At 61.5% G+C, this 13,149-nt stretch carries 17 protein-coding genes and 1 tRNA gene; 7 read left to right on the forward strand and 11 right to left on the reverse strand.

Annotation, left to right across the window (positions count from 1 at the left end; genetic code table 11):
* Positions 1-17: 17 nt before the first annotated feature.
* The 10 genes from SynA1562_RS02370 to psbB form a co-directional block, all read right to left on the reverse strand.
* Positions 18-90 (reverse strand) — tRNA-Phe (locus SynA1562_RS02370).
* A 30-nt stretch (positions 91-120) separates the two neighbouring features.
* Positions 121-765 (reverse strand): ComF family protein, encoded by a 645-nt coding sequence (locus SynA1562_RS02375; protein ID WP_186494603.1) that lies wholly within the window; start codon positions 763-765, stop codon positions 121-123.
* A gap of 54 nt (positions 766-819) precedes the next feature.
* The gene (locus tag SynA1562_RS02380) at positions 820-1,095 is read right to left on the reverse strand and encodes a DUF2470 domain-containing protein (protein WP_186494604.1); all 276 of its coding nucleotides are present in this window, start codon (positions 1,093-1,095) and stop codon (positions 820-822) included.
* Positions 1,096-1,275: 180 nt separating this feature from the next.
* Positions 1,276-2,514 (reverse strand): FGGY-family carbohydrate kinase, encoded by a 1,239-nt coding sequence (locus tag SynA1562_RS02385; protein WP_186494605.1) that lies wholly within the window; start codon positions 2,512-2,514, stop codon positions 1,276-1,278.
* A 4-nt stretch (positions 2,515-2,518) separates the two neighbouring features.
* A complete protein-coding gene (gene metK / locus SynA1562_RS02390; protein WP_186494606.1) occupies positions 2,519-3,754 on the reverse strand; it encodes a methionine adenosyltransferase in 1,236 nt (411 codons plus the stop codon).
* Between the two features lie 23 nt (positions 3,755-3,777).
* A complete protein-coding gene (locus tag SynA1562_RS02395) occupies positions 3,778-4,551 on the reverse strand; it encodes an HAD family hydrolase (protein ID WP_186494607.1) in 774 nt (257 codons plus the stop codon).
* A 5-nt stretch (positions 4,552-4,556) separates the two neighbouring features.
* Positions 4,557-5,648 carry a 30S ribosomal protein S1 gene (locus SynA1562_RS02400; RefSeq protein ID WP_186494608.1) on the reverse strand — a complete coding sequence of 364 codons (1,092 nt, stop codon included), beginning with the start codon at positions 5,646-5,648 and terminating at the stop codon, positions 4,557-4,559.
* 158 nt (positions 5,649-5,806) lie between these two features.
* Positions 5,807-6,289 (reverse strand): transcriptional regulator NrdR, encoded by a 483-nt coding sequence (gene nrdR, locus SynA1562_RS02405; protein ID WP_186495263.1) that lies wholly within the window; start codon positions 6,287-6,289, stop codon positions 5,807-5,809.
* 213 nt (positions 6,290-6,502) lie between these two features.
* Positions 6,503-6,598 (reverse strand): photosystem II reaction center protein T, encoded by a 96-nt coding sequence (locus SynA1562_RS02410; protein WP_011128841.1) that lies wholly within the window; start codon positions 6,596-6,598, stop codon positions 6,503-6,505.
* A gap of 21 nt (positions 6,599-6,619) precedes the next feature.
* Complete coding sequence (psbB, locus tag SynA1562_RS02415) at positions 6,620-8,179, reverse strand: photosystem II chlorophyll-binding protein CP47 (RefSeq protein ID WP_114987403.1); 1,560 nt, start codon at positions 8,177-8,179, stop codon at positions 6,620-6,622.
* Between the two features lie 182 nt (positions 8,180-8,361).
* On the opposite strand from psbB, the gene SynA1562_RS02420 reads away from it, so the two are divergent.
* A complete protein-coding gene (locus SynA1562_RS02420) occupies positions 8,362-8,838 on the forward strand; it encodes a 2Fe-2S iron-sulfur cluster-binding protein (RefSeq protein WP_186494609.1) in 477 nt (158 codons plus the stop codon).
* Positions 8,839-8,897: 59 nt separating this feature from the next.
* Entirely contained in the window at positions 8,898-9,002 is a 105-nt protein-coding gene (gene psbM, locus SynA1562_RS02425) for a photosystem II reaction center protein PsbM (protein WP_025362091.1), read from the forward strand.
* Position 9,003: 1 nt separating this feature from the next.
* On the opposite strand, the gene SynA1562_RS02430 is transcribed toward psbM, so the two are convergent.
* Complete coding sequence (locus SynA1562_RS02430) at positions 9,004-9,852, reverse strand: universal stress protein (protein WP_186494610.1); 849 nt, start codon at positions 9,850-9,852, stop codon at positions 9,004-9,006.
* An 82-nt stretch (positions 9,853-9,934) separates the two neighbouring features.
* Between SynA1562_RS02430 and SynA1562_RS02435 the strand changes: the two genes are divergently transcribed.
* The 5 genes from SynA1562_RS02435 (at position 9,935) to SynA1562_RS02455 (ending at position 13,148) form a co-directional block, all read left to right on the forward strand.
* Complete coding sequence (locus SynA1562_RS02435; protein WP_186494611.1) at positions 9,935-10,339, forward strand: thioesterase family protein; 405 nt, start codon at positions 9,935-9,937, stop codon at positions 10,337-10,339.
* 269 nt (positions 10,340-10,608) lie between these two features.
* Positions 10,609-11,466, forward strand: coding sequence for a DNA-processing protein DprA (locus SynA1562_RS02440; RefSeq protein WP_370593244.1), 858 nt, complete (start codon positions 10,609-10,611; stop codon positions 11,464-11,466).
* Positions 11,463-12,350, forward strand: coding sequence for a peptide chain release factor N(5)-glutamine methyltransferase (gene prmC / locus SynA1562_RS02445; protein ID WP_255445697.1), 888 nt, complete (start codon positions 11,463-11,465; stop codon positions 12,348-12,350). Before SynA1562_RS02440 ends, prmC begins: the two co-directional genes overlap by 4 nt.
* 28 nt (positions 12,351-12,378) lie before the next feature.
* Positions 12,379-12,978 (forward strand): L-threonylcarbamoyladenylate synthase, encoded by a 600-nt coding sequence (locus SynA1562_RS02450; protein ID WP_186494613.1) that lies wholly within the window; start codon positions 12,379-12,381, stop codon positions 12,976-12,978.
* Positions 12,975-13,148: a hypothetical protein gene (locus SynA1562_RS02455; RefSeq protein ID WP_186494614.1), complete on the forward strand. Its 174-nt coding sequence runs from the start codon at positions 12,975-12,977 to the stop codon at positions 13,146-13,148. Before SynA1562_RS02450 ends, SynA1562_RS02455 begins: the two co-directional genes overlap by 4 nt.
* Position 13,149: the final 1 nt, after the last annotated feature.

Genomic DNA, 13,149 nt, shown 5'->3' on the forward strand with positions numbered 1-13,149 from the left:
TTTTGGCATCAATGTGATGCCAGGACCCAGATTTGAACTGGGGACACGGCGATTTTCAGTCGCCTGCTCTACCAACTGAGCTATCCCGGCGCGCCGCCGAAGCGACACGGGAATCTTAAATCACCGCCTGCGCTCCCTTGCGGGGGTTCGTGCCAGGCAGATCAATCCAGCCACGCGGTGGCCAGCAGCTTCAAGGGCCTCACGGGCAGCCAAAGCGGTGGACCCTGTCGTGAGGATGTCGTCCACGAGCCAGACCGAGCAGTGGGCTCCTTGTCTGTCCAAGGGGCAGGCCTGGAACGCCCCGATCAGGTTGGTTTCGCGTTGGCGTTTGTTCAGATGGTGTTGGCTTAACCCGGCACGGTTGCGGTGCAGCAGCTCTGTCGTCGGCCGGCCCAATCCCAGGGCGATGCGCTGCGGCAAGGGGTTGGATCGTTGCCGCTTCCAGCTTGGAATCGGCACCAGCACTGCTGTTGCAGGCAGGGTGAAGCGGTCAGACAGCAGCTGAACCAAGGCCACAAGCGCTTTGCCTTGGCGCTGTTGACGCAGCTTCAGCAGAAGCTGGCGCAGCGGGCCTGCGTAAGACCCGAGAGCGCACCACGGCAAGGGCTGCAAGCCCTTGAGTCCCTGACAAGGGAGAGCAAGGGCATCGAGGCATGTGGTGCAGGGAGCCGTCGGCGGCAGAGGGTTGTCCCAGGGTCCATCACAGATCGGGCAGCGGGGCTCGATCAGAAGGGTTTGGGCAAAGCTCAGGAGCGCGCGATGCAAAGAGGATTGGTCGCTGCAACGAGCGTTCCACTGTTGGGCTGAATCGCTCCGAGATCAGGCGCCTTCTTTGGGCATCGCCCGCAGCATGGCCACCAAGGTGCGGTGGGCGTCTTCGCTGTCGGTGAGGGTGTGATCGAAAGCAATGCTGACTGTGGCGCCATCCACCTCCAGTTCCATGGTTTCCGCTTTCACAGACACCATGCGTGCTGCAGCGGGATTGCTGACGCCGCCGTAGTGCTTGGCGTAGGCCAGCACCGCTTCGGCATGGTCGTCGTTCATGTGTTTGCAGATCCGTGTGCTGACGGCATCAGTAAGGGGGTCTGCAGGCATTGGGATCAAACAGGTGAGTGCAATCTTTGCAGTGATCGGCTCAAGCGAAGCGCTCGATCAACAAAAGGCCGAGGCGAATGCCACTGAAGCCCACATACCCCGCCAGAACGACGAAAAGGCCGATGGCCAGACCATCGCGGAGCTTGGTGGGCATGGGGGTTGGGCGTATTGCCGGAATTCTCACCCGACCAGGGCCTGTTGGGCCAGTCGCGCCACACCTGCAGCCGGGGGTGTTTGGCAACTCGTAACAACGCAGCCGAGGCGGCGTTCCCGAAGCCGTCGCCATTGGGGATTGCGCGCTCCCCCGCCGATGCTGATGATCCGTCGGGGTGCGGCAGCACCCAGCTCGTTCAGGCGGTGCCAACCCTGCGCCTCGATCTCGGCGAGACCTTCGAGCAGTCCATGCAGGTAGAGGGCATCACTCACCGGCCGTGGTTCAAGCACAGGCAGCAGCTCTGGATCATCCACAGGGAACCGTTCCCCTGGGGCGGGAAGCGGCCGCAGGCGGAGTCCGCTGTCGGTGTCCGGGTTGATCTGGCGGCTCAGTTCGCTGAGTTGGTCGTCGCTGTAGAAACGCCGCAGCACGCCGGCCCCTGCATTGGAGGCGCCTCCACAGAGCCAGCGTCCCCCCACGCGATGGCTGGTGACACCCGTGGCTTTCAGGGGCGTCTCGGTGAAGCACTTCATCACCAGCGTGGTCCCCAGTACGGTGATCCCATCTCCGGGCCCCGGATCGGCGGCGAGCACGGCGGCATTGGAATCCGTTGTTCCGGCAACGATGATCAGATCGTTCGCCAGGCCCAAGGCCTTGGCCTGCTCCGGTGCGATCATCCCGAGAATGCTGCCGCTGGGACGGATCTCCGGCAGAGCAGGCCGCCAGGGCTGTTCGGCAAAACGGGCTGGCCAGCTGTTCGTTATCAGATCCCAACCCAGACGCAGGTTGTTGCCTTCTTCCCCCCAGCGCCAGTCGTTCAGCAGCCATCCGCTGATCCAGTCGGCTTGATGCCGCAGCAGGATCTTCTCGCCGTGGCAAGTGAGGAGTCGCAAGGCCCGGGCCAAGCTGCCGCTGCAGCTGGCGGCCGGACTGCTCGGATCCACCAAAGGCTGCAGAGCTGACTGCAGCTCAGGACAGCTCTGGGAGTAGGCCAGTGCTTTCCCGTGTGGGGAACCATCGCGATCACAGGCCAGCAGCGTGCCGGAGGTGCCATCCACGGCGAGTGCTTTCAGCTGGCACCTCAGCTGGGCTGGGATTGCCCTGATCAGATCTCCACAGCCTTCGCGCCAGCTGTGGGGGTTGGCGAAATCTCCGCCGTAGGCCTGGGATCTGCTGTCGAGAACCGCACCGTTAGCGGCAACAACGGCTGTGCGGATGCCGCTGGTGCCCAGGTCGATTCCGAGCACCAGCGGTGAATCCGTCATGGCTTCAGGCCGCGGCGACCTGCTTCAGCTCCTGGCTTTTTGCTGTCACGTCTTCCCAGGGGGCGTTGAGGTCGTTGCGTCCGAAATGGCCGTAAGCCGCTGTGTCCTGATAGAAACGCCCGCCCCGTTGCTGGGGGAGGTTGCGCAGACCGAAGGTCTCGATGATGGCGCCGGGGCGCAGATCGAAGTGCTCCTGCACCAAGGCGGTGAGGGCATCGTTGGCCAGTGCGCTGGTGCCGAAGGATTCCACCAGGATCGACACGGGTTTGGCCACGCCGATGGCGTAGCTCAGCTGCACTTCGGCCCGTTCGGCGAGCCCTGCGGCCACAAGGCACTTGGCCACATAGCGCGCGGCGTAGGCGGCCGAACGGTCCACCTTGGTGGGGTCCTTGCCGGAGAAAGCACCACCGCCGTGGCGGGCATAGCCGCCGTAGGTGTCCACAATGATCTTGCGGCCGGTGAGACCGGCATCGCCCTGAGGGCCACCCACCACGAATTTGCCGGTTGGGTTCACCAGATATTTGGTGGCCTCGCGGGAGGGCTTGAGGGCCAGATCGGCGGTCGCCGGCTCCACCACATGGGTCCAGAGGTCTTCGGTGATGCGCTCGCGGATGCCCTGCTCATCACTGATCCCGTCCACTTCAGCGGTGTGCTGGGTGGAGATCAGGATCGTGTCGATCGAGACGGGCTTGTCGTTTTCGTAGACAACGCTCACTTGGGTTTTGCCATCGGGAAGCAGGTAACCCAGGGTTCCGTTGTGGCGCACTTCGGCCAAGCGGCGCGACAGCCTGTGGGCCAGGCTGATCGGCAACGGCATCAGCTCGGGCGTCTCGTTGCAGGCGTAGCCGAACATGATTCCCTGGTCGCCGGCACCCACCAGATCCAAAGGATCACCGGCGTGGTCGTCGGCCTCGTTCACGCCCTGGGCGATGTCGGGGGACTGTTGGTCGAGGGCCACCAGCACCGCACAGCTGTTGGCATCGAAGCCACCGGCCCGGGCGCCGCTGTAACCGATCTCCTTGATCACGTTGCGCACCAGGTGGATGAAATCCACCTGCGCCTTGGAGGTCACCTCACCGGTGATCATGCAGAGGCCGGTGTTCACAACGGTCTCGCAGGCCACACGGCTGGAGGGATCTTGCGCCAGCAGAGCATCCAGAACGGCGTCGCTCACCTGGTCGCAGATCTTGTCGGGATGCCCTTCGGTGACTGACTCAGACGTAAAGACGAAACGGCTCATTCGGTGCTCCAGATCGCGCGACTTTACTCGTCTGTGCTGAGGGTGAGGTCGGTCCAGCTGTGGAGCAGATGCTGTGCTGATGGCAGTTCCGGAGCATGCTTCCAGCCACCGGTAAAGCCAATCACCCCGCCGATACCGGCCTCAAGGGCCATCTGAAGGTCGGTCTCCGCATCGCCAACCAAGGCACACCTTTGGGGTGGCAGGCCATGCCTCTTGCACAGTTCCAGCACGGCCTGTGGATCGGGTTTGCGCGGATGGTCGTCAGCACTCCAGATGCCGGCAACGCCTGCGCCGAGCTGATGGTGAGCCAGGAAGTCTTTAATGCCGGAATGGGTGTCGTTGCTGATCACAGCAGCGGTGACGCCCTGCTGGTGCAGGTCCTGTAGCAGTTGCCCAGCCCCGTTGATCAATGGGCTTGGGGTGGTGTCTATCAGGCCATCCTGGTCAGCCGCGTCGAAGCAGGTGTGGGCCAGGGAGAGAGCCTGGGGCCATGAGCAGCCCAACAGGCAGAACACCGTTGCCGTCGAGGCGATGTTGTCCTGCCTGGAGGCAACCGCCAGGGTTCCGCCGGGATCGAGCATGCCTTGATCAACACCGAACGCTCTGCGCAGGGTGTGGCGCAGCTCACAGGGTTTCAGCGCAGGGGCTTGTTCCTGAGCAACCTTTACGGCTTTGTTGATGCGTGCCTCTGCCAAGGCCAGCAGATGCGGCTCGCTATGGGAAAGGGTGCCGTCCTTATCGAACAGCACCCCTTGGAAATTGCCGATGGGATGTCCCTTCAGCAGCAGTTGGGCCATCAGGCTCAGATCATCATGGAGCTGATCGGATCTTCGCCCTCTTCGGCCTGCTCCATCAGCATCTGCTTGTAACGAGCAGCCATTTCCTCGGCCTTCTCGAACACCTTCTGAGGGTCGGTGAGCATGTCGCCCGGTTCGGGCTCGAGAGCCTTCGTGGACAACGAAATCCGGCCGCGCTCGGCATCCAGATCGATGATCATCACTTTCATCTGATCATTCACGTTCAACACCGAGTGGGGGGTCTCGATGTGCTCGTGGCTGATCTCGGAAATGTGCAGCAGACCGCTGACACCACCGATGTCGATGAAGGCGCCGTAGGGCTTGATGCCGCGGACGGTACCCACCACAACTTCGCCCACTTCCAGGCGATTCATCTTCCGCTCCACCAGGGCGCGGCGGTGGCTGAGCACCAGGCGGTTGCGCTCTTCGTCCACCTCGAGGAACTTCAGAGGCAGGAAGTCGGCAACCAGTTCTTCCTTCGGCTTGCGGGTGCTGATGTGGGATCCGGGGATGAAGCCCCGCAGACCTTCAACGCGGACCAAGGCACCACCACGGTTGGTGGCAAACACTTCGGAGTAGATGGTTGCGTCTTCCTTCTGGAGCTGGCGGACCCGCTCCCATGCCCGCTGGTATTCGATCCGACGGATCGACAGGGCCAGCTGACCATCTTCGTTCTCCTCACTCATGATGAAGAACTCGCGGATCTCTCCGGGCTGGAGCACGTCGCTCAGACCCTCGACCCGGTTGATCGACACCTCTTGCAGAGGCATGAAGGCAGCCGTCTTGGCGCCGATGTCGATCATGGCGCCCTTCGATTCCAGGGCGAAGACCGTGCCGTTGACGATGTCGCCAGGCTTGAAGTTGTAGTCGTACTTGCTGAGGAGAGCCGCGAACTCATCGATGGTGAATCCGGCATCGTCCAGGCTGCGGCTGGCGGCGCGGCTGCTTGGATCATCCGCGGTGGGGACGTCTTCAGGAATGCTCAGATCCTCACCCTCAAACGCCTGTTCGGCGGCGGCGGTTTCTGCAGAGGCTTCTGTGGCGTTCGCGTCCTGAACCTGATCCTGGATCTGTTCTTCTGTCGGAGTCGCAGACATGGGGGGCTGGCGGTCTACCTCAGGTGGGTAGTTCGAAAAAATCGCATGGAACGCCCGCCGACGTTTCATGGAGAACTATTGACTTTACAGACCTGACTGACGGCTTCAGTGCAGCGATGCCGCCTAGTGGTTCAACGCACTGAAGTCAACGAACCGATTCAACGAACTGTGGCCAGGTTGTTCTGTTCCTGATCGGCGTTCAGTGTTTCCAGAGTCGACACGAAGTCGTCAATGCCACGGAACTGGCGGTAAACCGATGCGAATCGGATGTAGGCCACTTCGCTGATCTGCTTGAGATCTCTCAGCACAAACTCACCGATCTCAGTGCTGCTGACTTCCTTGCCGTTGCGTTGCTGGAGTTTCAGTTCGAGCTCTTCCACGAGGGATTCGAGCCGAGACGTGTCCAAACCCGTTTTCTCGCATGCACGATTCAAGCCGTGCAGCAACTTGGTGCGGCTGAAGATCTCCCGGTTGCCGTTGCGTTTGATCACTGTGATCGGAACGGTTTCCACCCGCTCGTAGGTGGTAAAGCGGAATTCACAGTTGAGGCATTCACGCCGTCGTCTCACGCTGCGTCCACCATCCGCTGCCCTGGATTCGAGAACGCGACTATCTGTGTTTTGGCAGGAGGGGCACTGCATCCCCGAGGGCATCAATTAGTTCCACCAACTGTAGACAGTGATTTGAGACTTGAGAAGGGCCTCGTAGACATCAGTCTCATTTGAGGATTCCGTCGACGGCTGTTGCTGACGTGAGACTGCTGTGGTCCACTCGTGTGGACGAGACCGGCTTGCGACGGTGGGTGATGGAAAGCATGAAAAAACCCCGCCGAGGCGGGGTTTTGAGGGTTCAAATCACTTACCGATTTTCGGCGGATCGCGGAAGGCGATTGCGAAGAAGAGGGTGGCAATCGCGAGGGTAAGGATGAGGACGTAAGCGAAGCTTTCCATCGTGTTGTTCCTAGAGGGCGATCAGTTGAGGGGAGTTCCTGCGGGGGGAACGTAGCCCTCGGGCAGGCGACGGGTGGTTTTGTCACCGAGCTTGGCGAAGAGGCCAAATTCCACCTGATCTCCGAGGTCTGGATCAATACCAGCGAACACGTCGCGGTACAGGGTGCGGGCACCGTGCCAGATGTGGCCGAAGAAGAACAGCAGCGCGAAGGTGGCGTGGCCAAAGGTGAACCAGCCGCGTGGCGAGCTGCGGAACGTGCCGTCAGAGTTGTAGGTCTCACGGTCGAAGTCGAAGGCTTCACCCAGCTGTGCCTTACGGGCAAGGCGCTTCACGTCGGCAGGGTCAGTAAAGGTCTGGCCGTCCAGTGCGCCACCGAACACCTTGGCGGTTACGCCTTGTTGTTCGAAGGAGAACTTGGCTTCTGCACGACGGTAGGGAATGTCGGCACGAACGATGCCTTGCTCGTCTTCCAGAACGACGGGGAAGTTCTCGAAGAAGTTCGGCAGGCGACGGACTTCGAGGTTGCGACCTTCTTTGTCGCTAAATGCGATGTGACCAACCCAAGCGGTTGCCAAACCATCGCCGTTCACCATCGGACCCACGCGGAACAGACCGCCCTTGGCAGGGCTGTTGCCGACGTAGTCATAGAAAGCGAGCTTCTCAGGGATGGCCTCGAAGGCTTCTTCCTGGGTAGCGCCATCGTCCATCGCGGTTTGAACGCGACGGTTGATCTCAGTTTTGAAATAGCTCTGATCCCACTGATAACGGGTGGGGCCAAACAGCTCGACTGGAGTCGCCGCAGAGCCGTACCACATGGTTCCAGCCACGATGAAAGCGGCGAAGAACACGGCTGCGATGGCGCTGGCCAGAACGGTTTCGATGTTGCCCATCCGAAGCGCTTTGTAGAGACGCTCGGGCGGACGCGTGGTGATGTGGAAGATGCCGGCAATGATGCCGACGATTCCAGCAGCAATGTGGTGGGCAACGATGCCACCGGGATTGAAGGGGTTGAAACCTTCGGGTCCCCAAGACGGTTGAACTGCCTCGAGATGACCGGTTAATGCATAAGGGTCAGAGATCCACATGCCTGGCCCGAAGACGCCAGTGAGGTGGAAAGCACCGAAGCCGAAGCAGCCGAGTCCAGCGAGAAGAAGGTGGATGCCGAAGATCTTCGGGAGGTCGAGGGCGGGTTCGCCCGTGCGGGGGTCCTGCCAGATCTCCAGATCCCAATAAGTCCAGTGCCAGATGGCTGCCAGCATCATCAGGCCGGAGAAAACGATGTGAGCGGCAGCGACGCCCTCAAAACTCCAGAAACCGGGATCAACACCCGTTTCGCCGGTGATGCTCCATCCACCCCAGCTGCCGGTCACGCCAAGGCGGGACATGAAGGGCATCACGAACATGCCCTGACGCCACATGGGGTTCAGGACAGGATCAGACGGATCGAAAATGGCCAGCTCGTAGAGAGCCATGGAGCCGGCCCAGCCGGCTACGAGGGCTGTATGCATGAGGTGCACAGCCAGAAGGCGGCCCGGGTCATTAATGACAACGGTGTGCACCCGATACCAGGGCAATCCCATGGGTCAGGTTCGGGGGACAAGACTGCTTATGCAGTCAGACATGGGCGATCGTAAGGGCTTCAGTCCATGGGGCGGGGGAAAAGTGACCTGCCCGCAACGGTCAGTGACATGAAAGTCAGGCCCCTGCTGTTCACAAAACGCAATGCTTCAGCCCATGATGGGGTTTGGTTGCTTGTGAGCTCATGCCCGTTATCCGGTTTGTTCGCGAAGGGCGTGATGTGGAGTGTTACCCCGGTGAGAATCTGCGTGAGGTGGCCCGGCGTGAGGGCATTGAGCTCTATGGCCTGAAGGGGCAGCTGGGCAACTGCGGAGGCTGTGGTCAGTGCATCACCTGCTTCGTTTCCGTGGTCGACGAAGACAACGCCGATGCACTGACGGCACGCACCGCCGTCGAAGACAGCAAGTTGCGCCGCCGACCCCAGGAGTGGCGTCTGGCCTGTCAGGCCCTGGTGGAGAAGTCGGTCATGGTTCTCACCCGGCCTCAGGTGAGGCTCGCCAATGCCGATTCGAGATTGGCTGCGGCCAGGCAGGCGCCGCTGCCGGCGGGCCCCACCGCATGGCCAGCGCCTCCGGTCAGTGAACTCGATGAGGAGGATCAGGATGGGGTCGATGGCGACAGCCGAGATGTCAAGGCTGCTACCGCCGGTGACGAGGCCTAGAGCAGACGCTCCTCAGGCCTCTTGTCGGTGATACCTTCGCCTGGACCCCTCCAACGGCCATGGAAACCAACGATCTCGGATTCGTCGCCAGCCTTCTGTTCATCCTGGTTCCGGCGATCTTCCTGATCGTGCTCTACATCGGCACGCAGAACAACGAGGCCTGATTCAGCCCTGTTCAGGCTCACGCACCAGCAGCACAGGAGCTGGTGCGTGCACTCGGATGTAGTCGCTGACTGATCCGCCCAGCAGTTTGTCCAAATCCACCAGCCCTCTGGCGACAAGAGGGCGTCGGTCCTGAGAGGCGATGACCACCAGGTCTGCGTTGCACTCCGATGCAGCCAGGCAAACGCTGCGACCGATGTCCTTCCCTTCGGTGTGGATGGCTTTCATGTCGACACCGAAACCCCTGGCCCGCTGAACAGCGGCGTCGAGAACCTCGTCCGCTTTGGTCCGGCCTCCCCTGGAGGGTGCTGATTCCTGGCGAACGACATGCACACCAGTGAGGGTTCCGCCAGGGATTTCACGCACCAGTTCGCAGGCTGTGCGCAGAGCGTCGTCCCCAACGCCTGTTCCGTCAATCGTCACCATCACGCGGTTGACATGCTTGACGTAGAGGTCATCCCGCACCAGCAGCATCGGCCGCGTGGACAGTTGAAAGACGTATTGGCTGGTGCTGTTAGCCAGGATCGATTGAAGGCGTCCCAGGCCGCGGGATCCCATCACGATCAGGTCGGCCTGAACCTCATCGGCAACCTTGAGCACGGTCTGCTTGGTGTCGCCTTCACGAATCAAGGTGCTCACGCTTGATGGGCTCAGGCCCATGCGCGTGATTGCACTGTTCAAGAGGTTTGCTGCTTCATCGCGATGGCCGTCGGATTGCGACTTGCTTTGCTCCGACACCACATGCAGCAAATTGATTTTTGCGGCCTTCAGGCTGGGAATGTCCTGGAGCATGCGGATCATTTCCTCGACGTGACCCTTGCCCGAGTCGGCAATCAGAAGGTTCCTGAACACAGGGAGATGAAGCAGCCTCTGCGGAAGCCTATGGGTGGTTGCCTCCGTGGAGACAAGCTGATGTCGCAGCGTTACGCGGATCATGTTCACCCTGACCAAGCGTGTGCTCCCTCAGCACACCGATTACGCCGGTGTGATGTGGCATGGGGCCTATGTGCAGTGGCTTGAGGAAGCCAGGGTTGAGGCCCTTCAGGCTTCTGGCCTTGGTTATGCCGCTATGACCGCGATGGGTGTTGATATGCCGGTGGTGTCGCTTCATTTGGATTACCGCCATCCGCTACGGCACGGCGACGAAGTGTGTGTTGAAAGCCGATGCCCTGCTCAGCAGGGGGTGCGCTGGCCATGGGTTTCTCGCTTTGTCTGCAGAAACATGGTGGTTGCGGAGGCGTCGGTGAATCTGGTGATGGTGCGTGAGGGGCGCGTGCTTAGGCGCGTGCCGGAGCAGCTGCAGGGGGTGATGGATCAGTTGTTGCGCCAAGCGCTCTGAATCGAACCCCGAGCCGCCGCTGCCGTGCTAGTACACATGTACTTGCTTGGGGCTGGTGCGGGGGTGGTGGTGGTTCTGGACCTTTTGCCCTGGCTTGGGCAGCGCCCGCATGGCCGATCTGCGCAGGCTTTGCCGCGATCAAGCCATCGGCCCTGATCAGCTCTGGGGTTGGCCGATCGGACGCTTAGGTCAGGCGCTGGCTTGGCCGGCGCACTGTTTGCGCGACGTGGAGCGTTACAGACGCGAGCACGGGGCTTCCCCAACTCTTGATGTGCCTGCTTGTGCCCTTCTGCCGGGTGACCCTTCCTGGCCAACTTGTTTGGATCAGGTGCATTCACCCCCCTTCCGGGCTGTATGTCGAAGGGGATCGATCGCTGCTTCGGCACATCAATGCCCGCACAGCCATCGCAGTGGTGGGCACGCGTTCCGCCTCGGACCATGGCCTTGCCATGGCTGAACAGCTGGGCCGTGCTCTGGCCGAGGCGGGTTGGCCCGTCCTCGGTGGTCTTGCGGAAGGGGTTGATGCTGCAGCCCATCGCGGCTGTTTGGCCAGAAACGGCGCACCCATCGGAGTGTTGGGGACACCCTTGGATCGTGTCTACCCAGCGCACCACCGATCGTTGCAAGAGCAGGTCGGCAGGCAAGGGCTGTTGGTGAGCCCCAGCCGATCCGGCTGCCGTGTGCGCCCAGGGCATTTCGCGGCGCGGAACCGTTGGTTGGTGGCCTTTGCCCAAGCACTTGTGGTGGTGGAGTGTCCGCAACGCAGCGGAGCACTGATTTCGGCCCGCTGGGCGGGTCGGATGCAGTGCCCCGTGTGGGTGGTTCCGGGGGATGCCCGCCGTTGGTCCTGTCTGGGCAGCAATGCCCTGCTTCGGGATGGTGCGACTGCCTTGATTCACCCTGAGGATCTGCTCGCCTCCATTGGCGAGGGCCCGTTGAGGTCAGAGGAGTCACGCGGCAAGCATCAACGGTTGATGGCGGCCATTGGTTCAGGGGCGACCTTTGATCAGCTGGTGCTTCGTTTGCAGTGTTCCCCTGCTGAGCTGGCCCCCCAGCTTTTGGCCCTTGAGTGTCGGCGCGAACTGCTGTGTGAATCTGGATTGCATTGGCGCAAGCCTCGGCCTTGAGAGACTGCATAACCGTTGCCGGCACTGATGTGTTGCAGTGGCGGCGCCAACAACTCGCCCGGGGTGGCACCGCGGCTGATCTGGATTGGTTGCTTGATCTTGCCGCTGGTCTTCGTTGGGCCAGCCTGCAACGGCTGTTGCTGGACCCTACGCGCACCGTCGCCCTGGAGCAGTCCCTTGAGGTGCTCTCTGAGCTGTGGGAGCGTCACCTTCATGGGAATGTTCCCCTCCAGCACCTGGTTGGGCTCTGTCCCTGGCGGGATGTGTTGCTTGAGTCGTCGCCTGCCGCCTTGATTCCCCGTCAGGAAACAGAACTGCTGGTGGATCTGGCTATGAGCCAGTTCAAAGCCACCCCTCCCGCCCGTTGGGCTGACCTCGGTACTGGTTCAGGAGCCATCGCTGTGGCTCTGGCCCGTGCCTGGCCGACGGCACCAGGGCATGGCGTCGACCTCAGTTCCGATGCCTTGCAGTTGGCAGAACGCAATCTTCAGGGTTGCGCCCCGCATCACAACTGTTCGCTGCACCTCGGTTCGTGGTGGTTGCCCCTAAAGAGCTGGTGGGGAAGCCTGGATTTGGTGGTCAGCAATCCTCCGTACATCCCCGGTGCTGTGGTTGACGGTCTTGAGGCTGTGGTCCGTGACCACGAACCTCACTTGGCGTTGCTTGGAGGAGCGGATGGCTTGGATGCGATCCGGACCGTGGTGAATGGAGCACCAACGGGGCTGTCGCCTGGGGGCTGGCTTCTGCTCGAACACCACCACGACCAGAGCTCTGAGGTGATGCAGCTGCTGCGGGATGCAGGCTTGGTGGAGGTTAGAGCGGCCGCTGATCTTGAGGGGATCCTTCGCTTCGCGCTTGCTCGCAAACCTGCCGCATCAAGCTGATGCAACTCCTGTAATGAAGGAAGGATTCATGCCTGCTCCGGTTCTGGCCGCCTCCGACCTGGCGCTGCGGCTTCGTGCCGGTGAAGCCGCCATTATTCCCACCGACACGCTGCCGGGACTGGCGGTGCGTCCCGATCATGCCCAGACCCTCTGGCGCTTGAAACGTCGACCAGCCGATAAGCCCCTGATTCTGATGGGGGCATCCGTCAATGATTTGCTCCACGAGGTTGCGGTTCCGTGCCATCGGGAGGTTGAAGCCTTGGCTGAACGCTATTGGCCTGGAGCGCTCACCCTGGTGTTGCCTGCCCGTGATGGCGGCGCGGGCCGGTATCTCAACCCAGGTGGCACAACGCTGGGCTGCCGCATTCCGGCATGTGAGCAGACCCGCGCGCTGCTTCAGATCAGCGGGCCGTTAGCCACCACCAGTGCCAATCGTTCCGGAGAACCCGCCAGCATGACCGCAGCAGAAGTGGCGCTTGTTTTCCCTGATGTTGCTCAGCTGGGTCCGCAGCCCTGGCCTCAACCCTCGGGCCAGGCCAGCACGGTGTTGGTATGGGTCCAGGACGGACGCTGGCGCCTGGTGCGCCGGGGTGCTGTGATTCCGGCAGGGGTTGAGGTGCTCGAGTGATCTCGCTTGTTGGGCTCTGCCTGCTGGTGATGGCCTTGCTTCATTGGGTGCTGGAACCCCTTGAAGCTGTCTTCACCTGGACGCTTCAGCTGAATCTTCTCCCCTGGCTGTTGGGGTTGTTCTTCATCTGGCTGCTGGCGGGTGAATCGGACCGCAGCACGTCGCCCTGAT

The organism is Synechococcus sp. A15-62 (assembly GCF_014280075.1).
Taxonomy (GTDB): Bacteria; Cyanobacteriota; Cyanobacteriia; order PCC-6307; family Cyanobiaceae; genus Parasynechococcus.

What these genes read in the sequence shown, in the direction of transcription:
- SynA1562_RS02380 (WP_186494604.1), bottom strand. Translation starts at nt 1,095, where the DNA reads ATGCCTGCAGACCCCCTTACTGATGCCGTCAGCACACGGATCTGCAAA.
- SynA1562_RS02385 (WP_186494605.1), bottom strand. Translation starts at nt 2,514, where the DNA reads ATGACGGATTCACCGCTGGTGCTCGGAATCGACCTGGGCACCAGCGGC.
- metK (WP_186494606.1), bottom strand. Translation starts at nt 3,754, where the DNA reads ATGAGCCGTTTCGTCTTTACGTCTGAGTCAGTCACCGAAGGGCATCCC.
- SynA1562_RS02395 (WP_186494607.1), bottom strand. Translation starts at nt 4,551, where the DNA reads ATGGCCCAACTGCTGCTGAAGGGACATCCCATCGGCAATTTCCAAGGG.
- SynA1562_RS02400 (WP_186494608.1), bottom strand. Translation starts at nt 5,648, where the DNA reads ATGTCTGCGACTCCGACAGAAGAACAGATCCAGGATCAGGTTCAGGAC.
- nrdR (WP_186495263.1), bottom strand. Translation starts at nt 6,289, where the DNA reads ATGCAGTGCCCCTCCTGCCAAAACACAGATAGTCGCGTTCTCGAATCC.
- SynA1562_RS02410 (WP_011128841.1), bottom strand. Translation starts at nt 6,598, where the DNA reads ATGGAAAGCTTCGCTTACGTCCTCATCCTTACCCTCGCGATTGCCACC.
- psbB (WP_114987403.1), bottom strand. Translation starts at nt 8,179, where the DNA reads ATGGGATTGCCCTGGTATCGGGTGCACACCGTTGTCATTAATGACCCG.
- SynA1562_RS02420 (WP_186494609.1), top strand. Translation starts at nt 8,362, where the DNA reads ATGCCCGTTATCCGGTTTGTTCGCGAAGGGCGTGATGTGGAGTGTTAC.
- psbM (WP_025362091.1), top strand. Translation starts at nt 8,898, where the DNA reads ATGGAAACCAACGATCTCGGATTCGTCGCCAGCCTTCTGTTCATCCTG.
- SynA1562_RS02435 (WP_186494611.1), top strand. Translation starts at nt 9,935, where the DNA reads ATGTTCACCCTGACCAAGCGTGTGCTCCCTCAGCACACCGATTACGCC.
- SynA1562_RS02440 (WP_370593244.1), top strand. Translation starts at nt 10,609, where the DNA reads ATGTGCCTGCTTGTGCCCTTCTGCCGGGTGACCCTTCCTGGCCAACTT.
- SynA1562_RS02450 (WP_186494613.1), top strand. Translation starts at nt 12,379, where the DNA reads ATGCCTGCTCCGGTTCTGGCCGCCTCCGACCTGGCGCTGCGGCTTCGT.